Source organism: Bacillus sp. MMSF_3353, assembly GCF_030733445.1.
GTDB classification, from domain to species: domain Bacteria; phylum Bacillota; class Bacilli; order Bacillales; family Bacillaceae_G; genus Bacillus_A; species Bacillus_A wiedmannii.
The window spans coordinates 1-21,792 of record NZ_JASHJA010000011.1; the positions used below are offsets into that span (position 1 = coordinate 1).

At 31.7% G+C, this 21,792-nt stretch carries 14 protein-coding genes and 2 pseudogenes; 3 read left to right on the forward strand and 13 right to left on the reverse strand.

The window, feature by feature from the left end; genetic code table 11:
- The first annotated feature begins 382 nt into the window (after positions 1 to 382).
- Positions 383 to 1,036 carry a CPBP family intramembrane glutamic endopeptidase gene (locus tag RBB48_RS20365; protein ID WP_088063023.1) on the forward strand — a complete coding sequence of 218 codons (654 nt, stop codon included), beginning with the start codon at positions 383 to 385 and terminating at the stop codon, positions 1,034 to 1,036.
- Between the two features lie 568 nt (positions 1,037 to 1,604).
- Here RBB48_RS20365 and RBB48_RS20370 read toward each other — a convergent pair.
- The 8 genes and pseudogenes from RBB48_RS20370 to RBB48_RS31700 all read right to left on the reverse strand — a co-directional run bounded on the left by RBB48_RS20370 (position 1,605) and on the right by RBB48_RS31700 (position 10,917).
- Positions 1,605 to 2,231: a LysE family translocator gene (locus tag RBB48_RS20370; RefSeq protein WP_306008004.1), complete on the reverse strand. Its 627-nt coding sequence runs from the start codon at positions 2,229 to 2,231 to the stop codon at positions 1,605 to 1,607.
- 938 nt (positions 2,232 to 3,169) lie between these two features.
- Positions 3,170 to 4,657: a sodium:solute symporter family protein gene (locus tag RBB48_RS20375; RefSeq protein ID WP_215559029.1), complete on the reverse strand. Its 1,488-nt coding sequence runs from the start codon at positions 4,655 to 4,657 to the stop codon at positions 3,170 to 3,172.
- A complete protein-coding gene (locus RBB48_RS20380; RefSeq protein WP_088063020.1) occupies positions 4,654 to 4,854 on the reverse strand; it encodes a DUF3311 domain-containing protein in 201 nt (66 codons plus the stop codon). Before RBB48_RS20380 ends, RBB48_RS20375 begins: the two co-directional genes overlap by 4 nt.
- 12 nt (positions 4,855 to 4,866) lie before the next feature.
- Entirely contained in the window at positions 4,867 to 6,054 is a 1,188-nt protein-coding gene (locus tag RBB48_RS20385; RefSeq protein WP_088063019.1) for a M20 family metallopeptidase, read from the reverse strand.
- A gap of 170 nt (positions 6,055 to 6,224) precedes the next feature.
- Positions 6,225 to 7,523, reverse strand: a complete 1,299-nt coding sequence (locus RBB48_RS20390) for a hypothetical protein (protein ID WP_088063018.1) — start codon at positions 7,521 to 7,523, stop codon at positions 6,225 to 6,227.
- A gap of 790 nt (positions 7,524 to 8,313) precedes the next feature.
- Complete coding sequence (locus tag RBB48_RS20395) at positions 8,314 to 8,766, reverse strand: hypothetical protein (protein WP_088063017.1); 453 nt, start codon at positions 8,764 to 8,766, stop codon at positions 8,314 to 8,316.
- Positions 8,767 to 9,525: 759 nt separating this feature from the next.
- Positions 9,526 to 9,762, reverse strand: a pseudogene (locus RBB48_RS20400) (sortase); the annotation flags it as partial.
- 151 nt (positions 9,763 to 9,913) lie between these two features.
- A pseudogene (locus RBB48_RS31700) lies at positions 9,914 to 10,917 on the reverse strand (MBL fold metallo-hydrolase).
- A gap of 620 nt (positions 10,918 to 11,537) precedes the next feature.
- Between RBB48_RS31700 and RBB48_RS20415 the strand changes: the two are divergent.
- Positions 11,538 to 12,959: an AcpB/EbpR/MafR family transcriptional regulator gene (locus RBB48_RS20415; RefSeq protein ID WP_088063016.1), complete on the forward strand. Its 1,422-nt coding sequence runs from the start codon at positions 11,538 to 11,540 to the stop codon at positions 12,957 to 12,959.
- Positions 12,960 to 13,134: 175 nt separating this feature from the next.
- Here RBB48_RS20415 and RBB48_RS20420 read toward each other — a convergent pair whose 3' ends face one another.
- From RBB48_RS20420 to RBB48_RS20430, 3 genes are all read right to left on the reverse strand, one after another.
- The gene (locus RBB48_RS20420) at positions 13,135 to 13,932 is read right to left on the reverse strand and encodes a cell wall hydrolase (RefSeq protein WP_088063015.1); all 798 of its coding nucleotides are present in this window, start codon (positions 13,930 to 13,932) and stop codon (positions 13,135 to 13,137) included.
- A 1,700-nt stretch (positions 13,933 to 15,632) separates the two neighbouring features.
- The gene (locus RBB48_RS20425; protein ID WP_088063013.1) at positions 15,633 to 16,298 is read right to left on the reverse strand and encodes an aquaporin; all 666 of its coding nucleotides are present in this window, start codon (positions 16,296 to 16,298) and stop codon (positions 15,633 to 15,635) included.
- A gap of 682 nt (positions 16,299 to 16,980) precedes the next feature.
- Positions 16,981 to 17,115, reverse strand: a complete 135-nt coding sequence (locus tag RBB48_RS20430; protein WP_255288423.1) for a hypothetical protein — start codon at positions 17,113 to 17,115, stop codon at positions 16,981 to 16,983.
- Positions 17,116 to 18,364: 1,249 nt separating this feature from the next.
- Here RBB48_RS20430 and RBB48_RS20435 point away from each other — a divergent pair.
- Entirely contained in the window at positions 18,365 to 18,892 is a 528-nt protein-coding gene (locus tag RBB48_RS20435; protein WP_088063012.1) for a hypothetical protein, read from the forward strand.
- A gap of 501 nt (positions 18,893 to 19,393) precedes the next feature.
- Here RBB48_RS20435 and nheC read toward each other — a convergent pair.
- The gene (gene nheC / locus RBB48_RS20440) at positions 19,394 to 20,473 is read right to left on the reverse strand and encodes a non-hemolytic enterotoxin NHE subunit C (protein WP_061673168.1); all 1,080 of its coding nucleotides are present in this window, start codon (positions 20,471 to 20,473) and stop codon (positions 19,394 to 19,396) included.
- 107 nt (positions 20,474 to 20,580) lie between these two features.
- Positions 20,581 to 21,789: a non-hemolytic enterotoxin NHE subunit B gene (gene nheB / locus RBB48_RS20445; protein WP_087982994.1), complete on the reverse strand. Its 1,209-nt coding sequence runs from the start codon at positions 21,787 to 21,789 to the stop codon at positions 20,581 to 20,583.
- Between the last annotated feature and the right edge of the window lie 3 nt (positions 21,790 to 21,792).

Genomic DNA, 21,792 nt, shown 5'->3' on the forward strand with positions numbered 1-21,792 from the left:
ATTATATATAATCTCTATTAATATGTTTAGCTAAAGTGTTTGAACTACCCCCACTTTCACTTCATATATTAGGATATCTACCGCATTCCTTGCGGTTAAAAGCCTTATCACTTCATTCTTTAAAAAGGAAATCGTTAATAATTAATGAGTACTGAAATTTAATTGTAAATAAGAAACTCACATATAAGTATTTTGTATTTTTGTCATTTTGATTTTGTTAATACTTTGTAAAAAGGATTAACAAAACTAGAAACTTATAGTATTATTAGTTTCCGGACCGAACCGTCCGGTTTTGAATCTTATATAAATATATTTAGAAGGAGAACTTAATGCAGAAAGAAAATTCAAAGATTGTAGGTAATTTAATTAGGAGGATAATAAAATGAACTTTATAAAAATGAATAAAAAAGAACTTACTATGCTAATAATCTTTACACTGTTTGTACCATTTCAAATTGGCTTGTACATATTATTTGGCATATCACTTTTAGCTAATGTCAATTTAGTTGAATCAGAATTTGTTCTTAGTGCCATCGGTTTTACTGTACCTGCTATTATAGGAATAATTTTCTTTAGGAAAGAAATCATTCAAAGTTTTACTTATTTTAAAGAGAAGACAATTTTGAAAATAGTAAGTATTCCTATGGTGGTTTTATTTACGGTAATTGTGGAACAGTCTATTATGCGTTTTCTAGCAACTGGTCAGCCAGAGAACCAAGAACAGCTTCTTGAAACGGGTGCAGAGGTACCTATTATATTTACATTGTTTATATTTGGTATTCTGGGACCAATACTTGAAGAAATTGTGTTTCGTCACATATTAATAAATCGTTTTTCTTATCATATTGGTACTGCTATTGCATCTATCATTTCGATCATTATTTTTACACTTCTTCATACAAACCAGCTTTCGGATATTGCTATTTATTTACCTGGCTCGGTGATACTTACTGTGGCTTATCTTATTTCTAAAAGATCCATTGCATATGTAATAGCGATACATATATTAAACAATTGCCTTGGTTTCATTCTATAAGAAATTAGACTTAGTTCTTTTGCAAAGTAAAAAAATAGAAACAGATATTGATAAATGAGGAGTACAATTTAGACAGTGACTAATGATTTATGAAATTCCTTGTACGTCGAAATACCGCAGTTTGGATGTAAACTGCGGTTTCTTTTATATAGGGGGGCCCACTGCATCACAATTAAACTAAAAAAGGAAATACCATGACTAATATATGTTCTCCTTATATCCCATTACAGTAAACATTTTTGGAAAATATCCAGAATTTTATTAGCGAGTTAGTAGTTGAAGAAAAATTTGTTCCTCAGCCCTTAAGTTATAATACATAAAAATTAAATTGCTTAGTTAAGAGAAAAGATGAAGTATCAATTTTGCTTAAAGTATCTAAACTACCTTGATTTTTTCTTATACAGCAAACTATATCAAGTGATTAAGGAACTCATTTTTGAGGCTCAAGTTAGATATGTATATAAAATTAGTATGAAGGTGTGAAATCAATTATAAAATAGTAGCTTTAGAATAAATGAAAAGAGAAATAAATAACCACCATTATTTATTTCTCTTTTCATTTACATATTTATTTTTGGAAAAACAATCTAACTCCAAATACTAATAATACCGCGCCTGTAATACCCTCTATTGTACGGTTCACTCTTTCTTTTCTTAAAAAAGTTCTTAATTGACGTATGAGTGAGATATAAAGTAAATAACATATTGCTGTCAAAGTCGTAAATGTGACTCCTAATAATAGAAATTGTAGGAAATGATTTTGATTACTTACAATAAATTGGGGTAAAAAACTAAGGAAAAACACAGCGGTTTTTGGGTTTAAAATTGCCGTAGTAAATCCTTGTCTAAAGCTTTTAATTGCCCCAATATCCTTAGAGTACATTTCTACTGAACCTGACATATCTTCTTTTTTATGTAAGGCACTTTTAATTGACTTTACAGCTAAGTAAATTAAATAAAAAGCCCCAGCATATTTTATAAATGTAAATAACATAGCAAATTTCATTAGGATGGCAGAGAGTCCTAGCGTAGCCATTATTGTATGAATCATCATTCCAGATATCGTTCCTAAAACAGTCGTTATCCCACCATTTTTACCATGCGAGATAGTGTTTTTTGTAACTAGTGCAAAACCAGGACCAGGCATTATTATGATTAGCATTGCTGTAAGAATAAATAATAGATAATTTTCCATGTTCTAGTATTTCCTTTCCAATTTTTAATTTTACTTACAGTATAGCTTTTTTCATTAAAACATTAAAATTAAAAGACTTGATCAAGAGTTCCGACAGGAAAATGCGGATTTACAACGATAAAGAAATTCTAATATAAAAAAAACAACTTTTCAAATGCTTCCACACATTCATTAACCAAAGCAGTAAATTCTTTACATGCTTTCATTCGCTTATTTCGTATCCACGCCCCCCCTTACTGATAATGCACTCTTCTGTTCACTCATCATTCATCCTCCTCCAAAATAAAAAGTACCCGAATGGATGCTTTTAAATTTACTCAAATATTACTGTAACTAGTTTAATATTTTCGAAGTCTTCACTTAAAAATAAAGTTTGTTATCTTCACTTTCGGCAATAGCTTTTAAAACTTCTTGAAGAGCACTCGATGCTACCAAAGAAATATCTTGATTTTTATTATTTAACTTTATCATCTCCTCTTTATGGCTTCATTAAGCTTACATTATATATCTATAATATAATTAAAAGTTACTTTTATGACAAAAAAGAGCAACCCATTAGTTACTCTTAAATGACAAAAAAACTGGCATCCTAAGATATAGGAATATACAGGATTTTAAAAAATAGGAATTATAAAAATCATAAATAATCTTTATTCTGGTGTTTCCGCACCTTTCAACGTACAGCAGAAGAATATAATATTACCCGACTGCCTTTCATTTGCTGTACGCTCAAAGGAAAGGAAAACCCTTCCCCGTATATGAAGTTACTATTAAAAAGTGGAATGAGCCCACTTATTTATTTTTACATAATTTCACCACTTAAATATTTATATTTTTTCCTTTTAAGCAGAAAATGAATATTACAAAAGAGTAACCATGCATCAGTTGTACTTTCGTCAATTTCTTATATTTTTACAGTAATTCCCTTTAGAATCAAATTAGGTCTTACTCTCAATTACAATTGTCTTGTCCCGATGAACATTTGAAATATTTTTGGTCATCAAACTGACTATTACTAAAACTACAATATTCACAAATAAAGCGATAATCCCTTCATTCAAATCTTTAATAACCTGAGGAAAACCAGGGAATAGTTTACCAATACTAATATTTCCTAAGTCCATAATTGAGACTAACAACCCTCCTGTAATAATCCCAGCAAATGCCCCTTGTTTAGTCACAAAGTTCTTTCTCATCAAACTCGCAAAAAATGGAGGAGCCAGTTGTGTAATGAAATTATAAGCAATTAGAGCTAGACTAAACAGGGTATTCCCTCCTTTAAAGGTCAAATAAATTCCTACAAGAGAAATAAATGGGACTAAGTATTTTACCAATTTGCCAAGCTGCATTTCCGTTACAGATGGATTAAATACTTGATATATATTTTTGGCAAGCAATGTTGATATTGCCATTAATAATAATGAACTTGGTACTAGTGCCGCTAACACTCCTGCTCCGCCAATTACACCAACAAACCATGGGTCAAAAGCTTGTTTAGACAGTTGCAGCAAGATAGTATCAATATCACTACCATTTAATCCTGGCATCCGCAAGATTGTAGCAAATCCAACGAAAAAGGCAAATAGTAAAATTAATTGATACATTGGCATTAAAATTGCATTTTTTCGTAATGCTTTTTCACTTGATGCAGCAAAAATGGGTGAAAAACCATGTGGCCACATATAAAATCCAATAGAGCTTAATATTACTGTTGATATATACCATGATATACTCATCCCCTGTTCAGGCAGTATGGTAAAGTTCGGTTTTACTTTTTCAATTGCCTCATACATAGGTTGAATCCCACCATAATAATGAATAGGAAAATAAAGTCCTAAAAATACGACAATCCCAAGAATTAAAATATCCTTTAAAATCGATGTTTGCGCAGAGCCATGAATACCAGAAACCATCACAAAAACAGTTACCCCTATCGCTCCAAACCAAATAGCTGTTGTAGAAGATATAGCACCGTAAGATGTTGCAGAAACGATATATCCTAGTCCCTTCAATTGCAGTACTAAATAGCATGTACAGGCTATTACACCAATAACTGCAACAAGTACCCCAAGATAAGGACTTTGATATTTTTTCACAAAAAAGTCCGACTGTGAAACTAACTTATGTTTCTTTGCATACCTCCAAATAACAGGAAAGGTCCAGTAGGAGATTACCGTTGCTAAACAACCATATGTTATGATACTAAAAATAGATCCCCCCTCTCCATAAGCTGAACCACTTGCCCCTAAAAAGGTAAAGGTCGTATACATTTCGCCTGCAGACAGAAGGAAAATCAACAGGGCTCCCATTCCACGACCTCCAACCGACCATTGCTCTAAATCCATTTCTTGCCCCTTTTTAGCACGAATACTAATCAAAATAGGGATGACGAAAAAACATAAAATGAATAACACTGAAATATTCATCTTGAATCCCCTTTCCGGTTAGTGGGATCTATTTTATAAATAATCGATAAGATAACTGTAGTTATAAGTGACCAAAGTACAATCCAAAAGTGGAAGAATGGCATTCCAAAAACATAAGGATTTACCTTATTTGTAAATAAAGCCCCTACAATAAACCCTAAGAATGGAATAAAGCTAAGCCAATGTATGATTTTCATACTTTTATCCCCCTAATACGCTAGGTTTAACATCTTATAAGTACCGTGAACTAATAACTGTACTCCATATCGTAAAGCTTGTTCATCAATAGTAAATCTGGGATGATGGTGAGGATAGATAATTCCTTTTTCTTCATTACGAGCCCCTATAAAAATATAAGATGATGGAGTCATATATTGGTAGGCAGAGAAATCTTCACTCCCCATAATTGGTTTTAAAATCTCTCGATTGTCTTCACTAAATACTTCACATACTGTCTCATCCATCAATCTTGTTACTTCTTCATCGTTTATAGTCGGAGCATAGCCAAACTGATAATTGAATTCATATGTAGCTCCATGTGCTTCTGTAATTCCCTTTACTATTCGTTCGATAAAAGTTGGAACTTTTTCTCTTAATTCTGGATTAAAACTTCTAACAGATCCCCCTATGCTTATCTTATCTGGAATAACATTAATTGCACCTCCTGCATTAAACTGAGTCACTGAAATTACAAGTGTTTCCTGAGCGTCTCGATATCTCGAAACAATATGTTGGAGATTAGTAACAATTTGAGTTCCAATTACAATGGGGTCAATCGTTAATTCAGGTTGCGATGCGTGTCCTCCTTCACCTAACACCGTAATATTAAAAGTATCTGCTCCAGCCATCATTGGACCGTAACTTAAGCCGATCTTACCCACAGGAAGCGCCGACGACAGATGACTTCCAACAATCATATCTACTCCATTTAGTACACCAGCTTGTACTAACTCTTGAGCACCACCAGGTGGAAGTTCTTCAGCGTGTTGAAATATAAAACGAATCTCCCCTTTAATTTGATTTTTTAATTGTGCAAGAACCCATGCCGTACCCAGTAACATTGCCGTATGTCCATCATGTCCACAAGCATGCATTACGCCTTTCTTCTGTGACACAAAGTCAAAATCATTCTCCTCCACAATTGGAAGCGCATCCATATCTGCCCGTAATGCAATTACCTTTCCTGGCTGCTTACCAATTAAACGAGCCATAACACTTGTGTTTGTCGGACGTGAAATTTCTAGATTACCAAAGCTTTGTAGCTTTTCAAAAACAAATTGTGCAGTATTTTCTTCTTGAAATGATAGTTCCGGATATTTGTGCAAATGCCTCCTCCAACTAACAACTTCACCTTGAATATTTTCAATTAAATTATGAACTCTTTCTATTTGAGACATGTATTTCAACTCCTTTTCAATTTAAACTTCATTAGAAATTCTATTTTAGGTGTATTTAAGGAAAAAATTCCTTAAATGAAGTATATTAGTTATTGAAAGAAATTTCAATATTTTCAGATAAATAAAATCTTGTATGAATTACAAAACAAATAAGCACCCCTAATGGATGCTTATAACAATCGATAAATTTTACTTGGTCTCCCACGTGTTGCATAGGTCTCTTGCCCGATACATTGTGCCAATTCAACCTCGCACATATCCGTAACAATACGTCTCACATTCCGTTCTGTCATCTCAAGATGTGTCGCTAATTCCTTTGTTGTGAAGCAATTCCATTTCATTTTATCTATAAGAGCCGATATTTTTTTATACGTTTTCACACTTATATTTCCTTTTTTTAATTTCTCTAAAAGGAATTCACTTTGGGTACGAATTGTAAAACTTAATTCTTTTTTATCACCCGGCGATTCAACAATTGTACCATCATCTTGAACAATTACAATCCCACGCTTTTTCATTCCCTTAGAATGCTGAATTGCACGAAAAGCATTAATTTCTGCCGAATATGCAGTCTCACCAAAACCAATTCCAACGGCAACAGTTGTATCTGCTTCAAACGCTAATCTCTGAATAGCATCTTGCAGCATCTGTATTTCTCTTTCAATTGCACCACGAGAGCTAAAAATCATATATCTACCGTTGCCCTTATCTGAAACAGACCCGTTAATTGTTTCACCAAGCTGAATCATTATTTCTTTCAATCTAATCTCCAAGTATTGCAAATGATATGGAGTCTTCATTTCCTCCGCAACTTTATTAAAATACTCAACTTCAATGATTTCGACACCAATTTGTGCATCTTTAAAATAGGCGGCTTTTACTTTCTCAGAAAGTATTCTGAGTGTCTGGCGAATTTCCATCTTACTCATCGACATTCTATAAGATGGAATTCCACGCTCTCTTAGGGAATCACATACTGACGGGAAACAAGTTAAGACTCCTGATATTTTTCCTTTTTCCCATAAATCCATGTGAAAATTTAATAATTCCTCCATATCAATATCCAAATCAAATACTTTCGTATAAATCTGTGGCTTCTTTATATGTAACTGTGATAAAGCTTCTTCACTAATATTATTTAAAGACATTGTATCGATACTTAGTTTCTCAATAATTCTCCCCTGTTCATAAATCATCTCTAAAAGAGATTTATATAAGCCTGATTCTGTAGCAGGAACATAAACCATTATTTTATCGGTGCCTATATATTTTTTTGCAATTTCATAGGGAAGCGGGCCAGAAAAAAGCCACGCATGGACATGAGGAGTATATTCATTTACAATTCTCTCTATTTCCTCTATTTGTTCATAGGAATAAGAGGTAAATTCCAACTCATGTTTGTATTCTTCTACCATGCCTAGAATCTGATCTATAGAAGTTTTTAAACCGATTAATCCAACTTTATACATACTATATTCACCGCCTTTACCATATATATGTACTCATATTATATAGGATACATACAGTATACTATAAAACTTAGACTTAGGACTTACGATTATAAGGCAGTTATCCCTTACCTAAAGTTCTAATTTTATACCTTCTCATTTTCCGACAGAAGATCTCTCTCTTGAAAATGCGGAGGTATAAAATAGTTACTCTAAAACATCCTTACTCACTCTTAACTCGATAGCAACATAATACTTCTGAAATATGCACATTAGTAAGAAGGCATTCGTCTAAATACCGTTTTTAATCAAAACGTATATCTAAATCATCCTCCCTCTCGCTTCATGTCACCATATGTTAGAGATACATAGAAAAAAAAGAGCAATGTATAGCTATTGCTCTTTTTAACTCTCATATCAAAATGTTACTAGACTTTTTAATTTTCACATATCCATCTAAGTACTGACCATCAATTACAGCTGCATAAGCAACCAGTTCATGTGTCTCTTCATTTTTATATAAATTTAAAATTATATATCCCCAGACTGAAACTTTGCAATACCGTCTGCACTATTCCCATGAGCAATCACAAATCCATTACCTGCCGTTGCCCTAGATGCTATTCTATTTATTTAATATACCGATTTCATAGCGATTATAAACATGAAATAAACTTTATCTATTCACCAAACTCATGGCCATTCAAAGTGATTCATCCTAATAGAGGTATCTACTTTTGGATACCAAAAAGAACCCTTCCGTTTCGGTTAGGTTCTCTTTGGTATACTGCTTATAATGAAATTATCCTCATTATTTTCGGTCCTTATTTCTTCTTCTTTTAACTCCTAAATAAAGTACCCAAATAATTACAGCGAAGATCAAAATACCTACCACAATTCCCAATAAGTTAGAAAAAACATAGGTAATGAACATAAGTGAAAATATAACATGAATCATTGCTACAATTATTGATACAACTCTTACAGTTGTAGGATCCATATCCTCATAGTTATCTTTCAATATATCTTTTAACCATAGCCATATCATTACAATATTAAAAACTAAACTTAAAAGATTTATAGCCAATGTCCACATCATGTCTAAACTTCCCCGGCCATTAAATATACTGCTATAAAAGCCTTTTACTGTTTCTATTCTTATTTCTTGAAATCCAAAAATCGCCACAATACCTATAATGATTACAATTAATGAACCTACTGATTTTCCTAAACGATTTTTAAAGGTATCTAATACTTTCTCCATAATATCTCTCCTCGTACTTTTTATGATAAATACGTTAATAGGTGAATCACACCGTAAAATTCCTCTATCCTTTCATCTAGGATAATCTTTATAGTAGTTTGGTGTTATTCTAACTTCCCTACACCAATTGAGTGCATATAAGCCTCATCATTGACAAATCCAATTCTACTTCATATTTTTTCATTAGTTTCTAAAATTCATTTCCCCTTGACCCTCACATTAGACTATCATAAAAGCTATTATTTCTTACATGTTTAATGAGTTTCTTCTGTTGCTTACTTTTTCTACACTTTCATTCCAACAAAATAACCATCATAAGGATCCATTGCAAATTTTATAAAGAGTATAAATAGAACGAAAGCACTCAGTTAATCGACTTAAATGATAAATAGCCCTGCCTTGGATAAACAGAGCTTTTCATCAAAAGTAGTGCTATGTATAATAAATACACTAGGGTAGGGTATTTAAACACCTTTCAGCGTACAGAAGAATATGCTGACATCTCACATGTTTTTCATCTTGTTGTAGACTCAAATGAACTTAATATATCGATTATCGCATAATCACACTGTGAGTTTTTATCTATTTTTTCGTTAATATACGCAAAAATAGAATTTATTATTAGAATTTTAATTTATTCAATTGATTACATGTTTTTTTACATTAATTGTGCAAAATTTGTATTTTACATACAAGCGATCACTGTATATCTAGAGAAAACTCAAAATAAAAAGGAAAGGTTTTTCCCTTTCCTTTACACTAATTTATATTTTTTACTTGTACCAATTCATCCGTTATGATAATACTCTTCGAATTATCTAAAACAGATATACATGTCACAAGAGTTACTTCTGTCTTACCATGATCTTCTATCACTTTTCACTGTTCAGGTGTAACTTTTAATATTCTCGTCACGATATGTTATTATTCTGTACCGTTGTCATATAGATAAATTTTATCATTCTTTTTTAATTTTGATAGCTCACTAAACAAAACCACTATGCACATAGGATAGTGGTGTTATTCCCTACATAAAGAAATAAGTAACATATCGCAAATTACCCATCATTGAAAAGCAATTCTATTTTAACAAACTTTAAAGGTAAATTTAAAAACATTTTTTCTTTATTAATGGGCGCTCCTCCTTTTAGAAATACATACTTTGAAAACCTTGAAGTATTTGAAAATCAATTTTATCTGCTTTTGTCCTTTGAATTATAAAATCCAATACATTATTAACATTATCTGCATATTTAGGCATTACTTCCAGAGTATCTGCCAATGGTTTAGTGAAATCATCCCAATGTATTGGAATAACAAGTTTCGGTTGCACCTTTCCTACCGTTTGTTCGTAATACCTATTTAGAAACGTACTTTCCTGCTTTCCTAATCCCCCTACTCCTAAAAATAAAACATCAGCTTGAATATTATCTAATCCCCCTTCTATATAGTTAGCACTTGGTTTAACAAGGAAAGCTTTATTATTATGTGTAATTAAGAAATCATATGAAGAGTCCTCATGATAATCTAAAGCTTTAGCTGGTTGTTTTAATGGCTTCGTTATTTTTTCCCCTTCGTCAAAGGTTGGTGAATGTTTTGACGGAAGGACAGTGATAGTAAAGTCACCAAACTCTATAGCCTTATTTATCTCGTATACAGACATCTGTTTCTTATTTATACCACCACCAAGACCTACATTGATTGTTGATTCTGAACCATATACATATTAGTTCGTTTAGCAATATAAGCTAAATCAAATGCATGATCATAATGTGTATGTGCGATAAACAATCCCTTAAGTTTATTATTATCAACCCCTATTCTATTAAAAACTCTATCTACAGTATCTTCATCTGTTTTTAAACTGCTAAACACTATCCTTGGTAAAGATGGCCTAGAAATAAAACCATCAATCATTAATTGTGTATTACCATCATCAAATAATAATGATGATGTTCCTAAAAATGTGACCTTTACCTCTCCTTGATTCAATACTTTTTGTATTGTCTTTGGAGCATAATATTCCTTGTATTGCTTAATATCTGCTGAAGGCGTTAAAAATTTATAATAAACAAAAATGGAAGCAATTATCACCAATACTAATAACCCTATAAAAATACCCTTAACTTTTTTTCTTAATATATATTTCAAAAAACAATCTCCTTTTCTAGACATAATATATTATTAACACATATTTTACAGCGATATTACCGGATAACCAAACATATTCATTCCATAAATGGGGTACCACCACATCTCCATCAAGCTAAAAAATTGTATCCATAAAACACAAAAACGCGATTCTTTTTGTAGAAATATACAGAAAGAGTCGCGTTTTTTGTATGAGTTTATCGATTTCTGATGAATTACAATTGTTTTCTAAAGCATTACAGCAACTTAATATTACCTTTCTCTTCTAAATCTTTCTTTTTCACGTATCCCCTAATCAGGTATTTCAAGCAGTTTAATGATAGGACATACACAACACAAAAGATAAACAGTTCTGAATCACAATCTCAGCGACTCTTTCTATAAAGTCACATCACTTCCCCATAAAAGAAAGTAATTACAGTTTTGTAGATTTCAAAAGTATAATTAACTGTAAATTTCCACTATAAAAAATATGACAATTTATAAAAAAAACGAAAATTACAACATAAATAAATTGAAGATTTTTTACTAGCCATTACAATCTTATGTTTGTAAAATAAATTCAGGGTATTTTGTAAAGCTATGTAAATTTTTAGGAATAGCTTTAGGAGAGACAATCTATGAATATACTTGTATCAAGCTTAATTTATAACAAATCTGCAAAAAGAAAAATTCAAATCCTTGAAATACTAAGTGGAGAACAAAAATCCATATCCTCCATTGAATTGGCAAAACAAATTAACTGTTCAAATCGGACTATTACAAGTGAAATTAGTGAACTTAATATTTCGCTTCCTGAAACTTGGGATATAATCGGAGAAAAATCTAGGGGCTACATGTTACAAAAACCAACAACTGACAGTCTTTCTCCAATTATTATGTCATCCATAAAAGACAGTATGGTTTTCAAAATCCTTACAGAAATATTCATAAATAAGTATTATTCTTTAGAAAAGTGGTCACAAATTTTATATATAAATAAATCCACATTACGGAGTAATTTAAAGGATTTTGAAAAATCTATATTAACTCCCAATAATTTAGAATTTAAACTAGGCTTGATTAAAATTAACGGAGAAGAAATCAATATAAGATTTCTTTATAAAGCTTTTTTCTTTAGTATAGAACAGTATACAAATGTAATTTCACTACCAAACGATTTAACGGAAAATATTAACAACACTCTTAATTCGCATAATGTAAAAATAGATTCTAATTTATTAAAAGTAATTATTTATGTCTCTATTCAGAGAATTATTGGCAAGCATTTCGCAGATACTAAAATTAAGTTCCCTGTTATTTTTACATTCGAACAATCACTTTGTTTCAATGAAATAATTTCGATCATTGAGGATTACTGTATGGTGAACCTACCTCAGGACGAAATAGACACATTAAATCTTGCTTTCTTTCTTTGTTCAACTAGTATTACGCAACAAAAAGTCAAAACTCTTAAATATCTTGAGAAAAAAAACGAAAACTATTATCAAGATTTTTTAAAGCTTGTGGATATGATTATTTCTAATAATAAAAGACATACTATCAAAAGTGACTATTTAAAATCGGAATTATGTATCTATTTTTATAAACTTTATGTTGCTAAACAGTATAAATTCTCAATGGACTGCTTTTATACACAGCCAGATTACCTAGTTCCCAGCTTAAAAGAAATGTATGATACAAATCATCTTATTATTTCTAAGTGGAATACTACCATCAACGAGAATAAATTTAATGAAAATGACATTAGTCACCTAGCACAACACACAATTCATATTCTTTACTCCACCTATTCCAGAAAGAATGTATTATTTTCTTTTTCAGGAAATCCAGCGTATGCAAAACTTGCCAATATGACTTTAAAGGCACACTTTGAAGAGTCTATAAATATTCATTTAAACCTAGACAATTCAACAAAATACGATCTTATAATTACCAATGATAGAACAACTTCTTACCCTAATGATTCACCGGTTTATTTCATTCATCAATTTATTACTAAAAAAGATATCCAAGATATTAATGATTTACTATTTGATTAAAAGTTCATGCCATAACAACATGGGGTAGCAAACCCTGATTTTCTTCCAAATAAACCGACTCACGCAAAAAAACAAAGTGAGTCGGTTTATTCTTGACATAATGAAATGAATTTTAACACGCAAACGCATATAAATGAAAGATAGTCACAGTTTAATAAACTTCAATTATTATTTATTATTTAGCAAACAGATGATTTCCAATTTGTGCCACAGTTTGACGTGTTGTAATCCATTTGTCAGTGGATGTTTGAGGATTATAGAAATAGAGCCAATCCGAATTTGTTTCTTTGGAAGTGAGAGCCTCTTCTACTGCCATTCTTGCTTCCTGAGTAGCAGGCTGATTAATCCTACCGTCTGTAACAGGAGTAAATGCATAACCGTTTTTAATGGGTTCATAAATTACGTCTTTAATTGTATTTGGAAAGCCATTAGTGTTAACCCGATTTAACACTACCTTTGCAACCGCAACCTTCCCTGCATAAGGTTCCCCTCCTGCTTCTGCATTTACTAATCGAGCCATTAAGTCCACTTCTTGTAATGAAATACCAGTATTGATCTTTAAGTGCTGACCGACAAAAATATGATTTCCGTCTATTTTATTGTTTTGTTTTATAGACTCTATTGAAACCTTATATTGTTGTGATATAGAACTTAATGTATCTCCGCTTTTCACCTGGTAAATTGCTTGATATGTATTAGTTGAAGCTGTTGAAGTATTCTTTTGAACATACTCGTTTGCAGTTGACGATCTTGGTATTGTTAAACGTTCTCCAATATTAATTTGATCATTTGCTTTGCTATTAGCTTGTTTAAGTAATTGTACGGATACTCCATATTGTTTACTTATCGCTTCCATAGTATCATTCTTTTGAACCGTATAGACTGTTGAAGCTGCAGCCCCTACTGGATTTGATATTATTGTAATCATTGCTGCAGATAGTGGTAACCAGGTTTTCACCTTACATAACTTCATTCAAAAAAACCTCCTAAAAATATTCAAATAAGCTTTATTATGTTTAAGCTGAAAACAAATCAAGCTAGTTATAGCGTAACAAAACATATAATTTTAGTCATTGCATTTGTATTTCTATATACATAGTTGAATTGCCGATGATATTAAAATGAATTATTATCGTTTAGATTTCAATAGAACCGTATAATCTGTTCTAATTCTCAAATTAAAAATGGTGAATATAGAGACTTTAATTTTTAAAGTATTCCCCGAAAGAATTCTCCTTCCTCAAGCATGTGAAGAGCGTAGCCCAACGATAGGTGGGATAATTGTTTCGGTTTGGCATAGCCAAAAACTTTTGATAAATTAGCTATATGAAGTTCTTTGATAACTTGATATAGAAGGTTGCAGGAAGAAAATAGAGTGCGAAAACCAAGCCATTCGGTTCCTCCGTAAAATATCAACCGTACCAAAAGAGCGCCTATGCGTTGAACATCTAGGGTTGGAACACCCCGAAGTAACGCTCAGGGAGACGAAAGGTTACTTTCGTCTCGGAACTTGAGAAGCTCCCACTTTAAGTTTTGCTAAGTGGCGAGTAGTTTACATCCCGCTTTTTAAATAGAAAACCCCTCAATAGTATTGAGGAGTTTTCTTAGTAAACAGTTCATAAACTAACACTTATAATCAGAAAGTATACATCTCCTATGAAAACATGGAGATACTTAAGGATTAAATCTATTATTTCATGAAAAAAACTTTAAAAATAATATAAAATTTCCTGTTACAAGCAAAAATAGGTTTCCTAAAATTTATCCTTATGTGTTAAAATGCATGTTTATATTTCAAGCATTACTATTCTCATTAATTGTATTGAACCTATTTTAAATACCTATTATTAATCTAGTCAAAAATATTTCTTAATTAGCTACAAAAAAAACAAACATACATTGGATATGTTTGTTTTTTTGTATACAAATTCTTTAGGCACATGAGACGAATACCAAAGAAAAACTTCTTATATTTATTCTATCAAAGTAATTCTTCAAAAAAATTAATGATTTTTCTCTTGATACGGAAATTTCGCATCACATTATTCTTATTTTTTAAATCATTTTTTAATAATACACAAAGGTACATCATTGATTCTAATAATAATCAATTTCGAATATCTGAGTTTTTCATATTAGCAAAAATAAAGGAGGAAGCAAGATAGATTCTCTATTTATATTGGAAGAAACCTCTTCTGGCTAGGAATGCAGAAGAGGTTTACAATAAGGGATCTTGCTCTTGCAATTTTTAAGGAGACAACCTATTTAGTTGTCAGTTATTATTATTACACAGATCCTTTTCAATAAGTTTTCTTAAATTTCCTTATTAGAGGAAAAAATGAAAACGTTTAACAAATCCCATTAAGTTATAATATAATTGCAAAGATGGGAAAGCAATAATAGATATTATGACACGGAAAAATAACCGATACTCAATTCGAGTACCGGCTATTTTTGTATTTATATAGAAGACTCACTAAATTAATGAATTTTATTGACTCTACATATTTTCTTATATTAAATGAAAATGCCTCCAATTCCAATTGGAGGCATTTTCAAATCATGGCAAAATATAACGTTTTCTCTTACTACTTGAAGTGGATACTATTAATTATCACATCAAGCTATCTTTATCACATTATAAGACAACGTGTTTATTAAAAATAGATAATGTTATTTCTCAGTATTCAATAAAGATTTCCCCACCATAGCAGCAGCGATTCCACCTAAGGTTGGAGCAATAATGAATACCCATAATTGAGAAATAGCTTCTCCACCAGCAAATAATGCTGGTGCAAAACTACGTGCAGGATTAACAGAAGTTCCTGTTAATGAGATACCTAATAAGTGCACTAACACTAAAGTAAGACCAATTACAATTCCAGCTAAATTAGTAATCCCCTTGTTACCAGTTACAGCGATAATAACTAAAATAAAGACAAATGTTAACACGAATTCAACTATGAATGAACCCGATGCCCCTAAATTTCCAAAACTATTCTGACCTAAGTTACTTAATGTCATTCCCGATGATTTTAAAATGGTTACTAAGGTTACAGTTCCTAATAAAGCACCTAAGATTTGTGCTACTATATAATACGCAAGCTCCTTAGCCGTCATTCGTTTATTTATAAACATGGCAATAGATACCGCAGGATTAACATGGCAACCAGAAATTGTTCCAATGCTATATGCCATAGCAACAATTGATAATCCAAAGGCCATCGCAATTCCTAAAATACCGATTCCTTCCACTCCTCCACCTATTACAGCTGTTCCAGTTCCAAATAGTACCAATACAAATGTACCAATACATTCAGCAATTGCTTTGTTTATCATGATTTTCCTCCTTTAAATATGCATGAAACGATTTTATAGGGTTTTAAATCGTTTCATGCTAATTAAGTTCTCTTTAATAGAACTACAAATTAAAAAGCATTCACTTTTATTACAAGTGAATGCTTTTTAAAACACAGTGAATAAGATACTGAACTTGAATAAATACAATACAGTTCATAAAAAACTCAATTAAATTATAACAAACACAAAATAGTATTTTCGCTACATTTTTTCCGGTTAAGCGGTAAAATTATAACGAAAATTATTTATTTTGACTTTTTTATCCTATCGTTACCAATACCTATTCCACTAATTAATCTACATTACCTATAATAAACTTCTCATATTTAAGAATAGTAAAAAATTCATAAGTAACCTCTGGTTCTACATAGATTACTGTTTTTGTCTGATTTCCTATTTCTATTGTTACTACCGAATTTCAGTATACAACATGAACTTATAGAAACAGTAAAGGTTAATTCAAATGATAAATACAAATTTTAATTCAATTAATGTCACCTTCCGTTAACTTTCCTGAAAAGTATATAATTGGGGTTTTTGTTTTAGTTAGAAAACAAATGATTAATAAATTTTTTAAGAAGATCCGTAATACGGCTCTTTTTTATTAATAAAACTAATTCAAATAAAGCTTTTGTTTAATTACCTTTCAGTGTTAGTTGTTTCATGTCCCTAACCCCATTGAACGAGATATAATTTTCTTCTTATCTGCCTGCCCCATGGTTAATGCAGCGATTTCTTCATGTACTCGTCTTCTATGGGACTGGCGACCACCTGCTTCGCAAGCACATGATCCCAATGGATACCTACTATCCACTCCAATACCGTTTTGAGTTACCCCTGTTCCGTTACACGCGTAATCGTCACCCTTTCTTATTACAACCTCGAAATTACGTTCTAATATCTAAGCTACTGAAAAAGCTAAGTTGTTATGGCGAGCAATGCTTAAATGTAGTTTGTTAAAGGTATATAACAATCATTTATCAGAAAGTCCAATCTTTTAACCTGTTGGCTGTCTTACTAAATGCACTTCTATTTTTTCAAGTACATCGATTTCTATACCGAATTCCCCATCTGCTATTTTCTAATGTACTTCCCCTATATTTTTTCGATATCCATAATGCTTGCCAACCACTTTTATTAAATCGGACAATATTTTCATTTCAATCCTTCTAACAGTCGGATTAACGTAGCATATTGAGCAAACTGTTATCATTTTTTCTTCAATCGTTCATTTTCTGATTCAATGATAGGTTTTTCTTATTCTGTGCTGTAGCAGATAGGACATGTCGGATAACCACCGTTTATTCCTTTTACACATAATTTCTTAAACGGATTTTATGATTTTTACTTTTAGTGCAGACATCAGAACTCATACTGGAATTCACTTTTTTGACTAAATGTTTTATTACAGGATTCGTTTCTATTTGAATGACTTCCATTCTTGTCATCTGAAGCTTAGACCCTATTTTCTAACAAGATAGTTATAACTGCAAAAGAACGTCCTTAACGTAAGATGCAACTAGACTTTCAAATTAAAAATTATTAACATACGCATCTCACATTACTTTGGATATTGCCTTCTTATAATCCAATCGTTCTATTCATTACTTTTTTACGCTTTACAAAGGAAAAATGTATAACAAAATGGATGACCTTAATTTGTTATACTTACTTTAAATATTTTATTTGAGAGATATAAAGATGAAATAATTCAGGACTTATAACTGGGTTTTAATCGTCGATAATGAACAAATCGCTTTCAAATCTTCAGAAGTGTTGGACATTAGCAAGAGGATTGTAGAGATATAATACCAGGATATTAAGAAAATCAAATTTAAGAAACCTAAGTCACTAACTAACGGTTATATTCACTTCGAATTGATTAGTAAATCGGGTACAAAAAGAACTAAATTAGAAGTAACAAGAGAAGAAAATGCCGTATTTTTCACAAGGAAGCTAAAAAGCTGGTTGAAAGTCATCTGTAAACGAAGGAGCATAATAATGAAAAAAAATTACTTACAGCATTAACTTTTAGCGCATTACTTATGGGGATGGTTGCTTGTAACCCAGATGAGAAAACTACAACTGAATCAAAGTCATCTGAACCTACATACAAAAAGGATGAAACAAAACCAAAAGGGAAATTAGCATTTCAGGATATGACTACAGATCAATATCTGCAAAACTACAACAATATTAAAGACGATTCAGTTAATCAAGGTATTCAAATACTACCTTTTAATCTTGAATATGAAGAAAGCACTGAAACTCATCGTTTTTATTACACAAAAGCTGAAGATAGTACATCAGAAGCTAAATGGGTTAGTGTGAGCCTGAGAAGAGATGATAAAACAATTAACAGTATTTTATATAATGGCGCTCCAGACCTAGACACTGTTAAAGCCATGATAAAAGCTACAGGGTTAACATGGTCAGACAAACTAGATAGAATGGTTGAAGGAAATGAATCAAATAAAGATAGCAATGAGATAGTAGTTGATGCTGTAAAAATCTCTATTTTCGGAAGTCCTACTACTATCAATGTTTCAATCGATGCACCGGCAAGCATTTAACATGGTTAATATCAATTCGGAGGAAGGCACCTTAGGGTATCTTTTTTCCCTATTCTGCTGCAAATGATTAGGGTATTACACTAATAATAAAAAAGAGCTATAAAATATATTATTTTTATACAAAAATAATATATTTTATAAGATTGAAAACAATTTACTTATTTCAACTTCTACCTTTACTTTGTTTAATAATTACTCTTTAATTTACTTGGAGAATACCATTTTAATTCAAAAAATGATCTCGTTACATTCTTTAAGACCATTGAAACTTTCTTAACATGGTTAAAAATGAGGGGATCGGCTTAAAAATGGACTTAGCGTTGTAAATCCCCATTTTTCTGATGGTACCCCATCAGAAATTCATCTATGTTATTAGTATCAATTTGTCTAAATGTTATTAATAACATAGATAAAAAACACAGAAAATTTATATATCAAATTACAAGTCCAACTCTCACAAAAAACAGGATAAAAAAATAAACAGCGGAACTAGTCCACTGTTTACTTCGCCACGCCTTCATGTAATTTTTCTGTATAATCTTTTACATCTTTCCAGCTATCTTTCGCTGTATGTAAATCTTCTTTTATGAAGGTAAATTCTTCAGGGCTGATTCCTTTTACGTTTTGCAGTAAATTATTATACTTTGCCCCTACTGTATACCATTGATTTGATATATTTTGCAATGCTGTAATTGCTGCATCAATTGTTTCAGTCATATTTGTTGTTTTATTTTTTACATCTGTCAATATTGCCACTTCAGCTTGTGCGCCAGAAATTCTATCTTTTAAATTGGAGATTTCTCTTTCTGCATTTGCGATATCTTTTTTCGCAATCGCAATCATCGGTCCGCCAGCAAGACATGTTATTAGTGCTACGCAAAGTACGCCACCAGCAATGACCATATCATTACTCTTTTTGATTGAATCGTTATATGTATTTATTTGTTGCTCTAGAGCTGGAATGCCAGCATTCGTACTTGCTAAAATTGCTGTTAATTGATTTGTATCCTCTTTAAAACTATTTGTGTCTTTCGCCATTCTATCGCGAAAAGCTTTCAAATCCCCTAATAATACATCTACCTCATTTTGATTCTTTACAATATCCGCATACAACTTTTCTAAATCCGCTTTTAATTTTCCACTATCCTTTTGTTCAATCGCTACTAGCATGCTATTATAATACGCTTGAAAAGTATTATTGTAATTAATAATATTTTGATCTGTTTTCATAATTTGAGGCTTCATATAATTTAACCAATACGCTGCGTTAATTTTTGCATCTCTTTGGTGCTGAATCATATTTCCTTTAAACTCACTATTAATGGAACTTATTTTACTCAAATCAGTCTCTTGCTGATTTTGAATTAATTTTGCATATGAATCCATTGCAAATATGCTCGATGTCGTTTGCGCCATAACATCTTGGAATCCAGCTGGCCCTAGCGAATAATTTTCCGCACTTTCTTGCAATGTTTTTACGTTTTGTTCTGCTGCAAAAGGATGTAAAGGAAATGCGTTACTCGTTGCCACTCCAGCAATCATTAACGTTAAAAGACATTTTTTATAAAATCGTTTCTGCATACTTTTCACCTATTTTCTTTATAAGGGTATAAAAAGCTCCTGCTCACAACTGAACAGGAGCTTCAAATCACTCATCAATACTTAACGCTCTAACGATTCGTATCCGATTATGCTTTTTTCGTATCTACTACTTTAATATCTTCAGCATAAATCTTTTCTGCATAGTCTTTAATGTTTTTCCAGCTATCTTTCGCAATGTTTAAATCTTCTTTAATGAAAACAAGGTCGTTTGGACTAATTGAATCTACATTTTGAAGTAAAGAATTGTATTTTGATCCCATTGTGTACCATTGGTTTGAAATGTTTTGCAACGCTGTAATTGCAGTATCAATTGTATTTGTTAAATACTCCGTTTGTGTTTTAATGTTCGTTAACCCAGCTACTTCTAATTGAGCAGTTGTAACTTGTCCTGTTATTTTTTGAATTTCAGCTTGTGCATTATCAAGTTCTTTCTTCGCTAATACGATTCCAGCTGTACCACCGCCTACAGCTGCGGCACCACCTGCAATTAATGCGACTCCTAGCGGCGTTCCTGCACCTGTAGCAATAACTACTGCACCACCGATAATTGCAATTGGTCCTAGTGCTGTTGCAACAGATGAACCGATAATAATTGCATTATATTTACTAATTGCTTCATTGTACGTTGTAATTTGATTTTGCAGAAGCGGAATTCCAGCATCTTGACTAGCTAATATAGATGTAATTTGATTTGCATCACCTTTAAAGTTTTGCGTATCGGACGTCATTTTGTTTCGGAATTTTTTTAAGTCTTCTACTAACTGATCTACTTGCGCTTTATTTTCATTAATACTACTTGATAATCTAGTTAACCCTTTCGTAAGAGTCGCTTTATCCTTCGAATCCACCGCAGCAACTAACGTATCATAATAGTTTTGGAATTTCGTATTGTAGTTAATGATATTTTGATTCGTTGAAATAAGCTGCGGCTTTAATACATCTAACCATTGTTTCGCATTTCCTCTAGCTGTATCCTGGTGCTGAATTACTTTCCCTTTTAAAGCCGTATCAACAGAGGATACATTACCAAAGTTAACATTCCCTTGTTTAATAATTGTTAAAGCGTACAGATCCATTACTAAAGCGTTTGAACCTGTTCTTTCCATTGCATCTTTTAGGCCTTCTGGTCCTAATGAGTATTCTTCATAGTCATTATAAGCTTTTGCTACCGCATGAATTGGAGCTTGTTTCACTGTACTTTCAGCTGCATACGTATGAGCTGGCATGATATTTCCTGCTGCAAATACTGCCATAAGTGCTGATAGAGCCATTACTTTATAAGGTTTTTTTGTCATTTT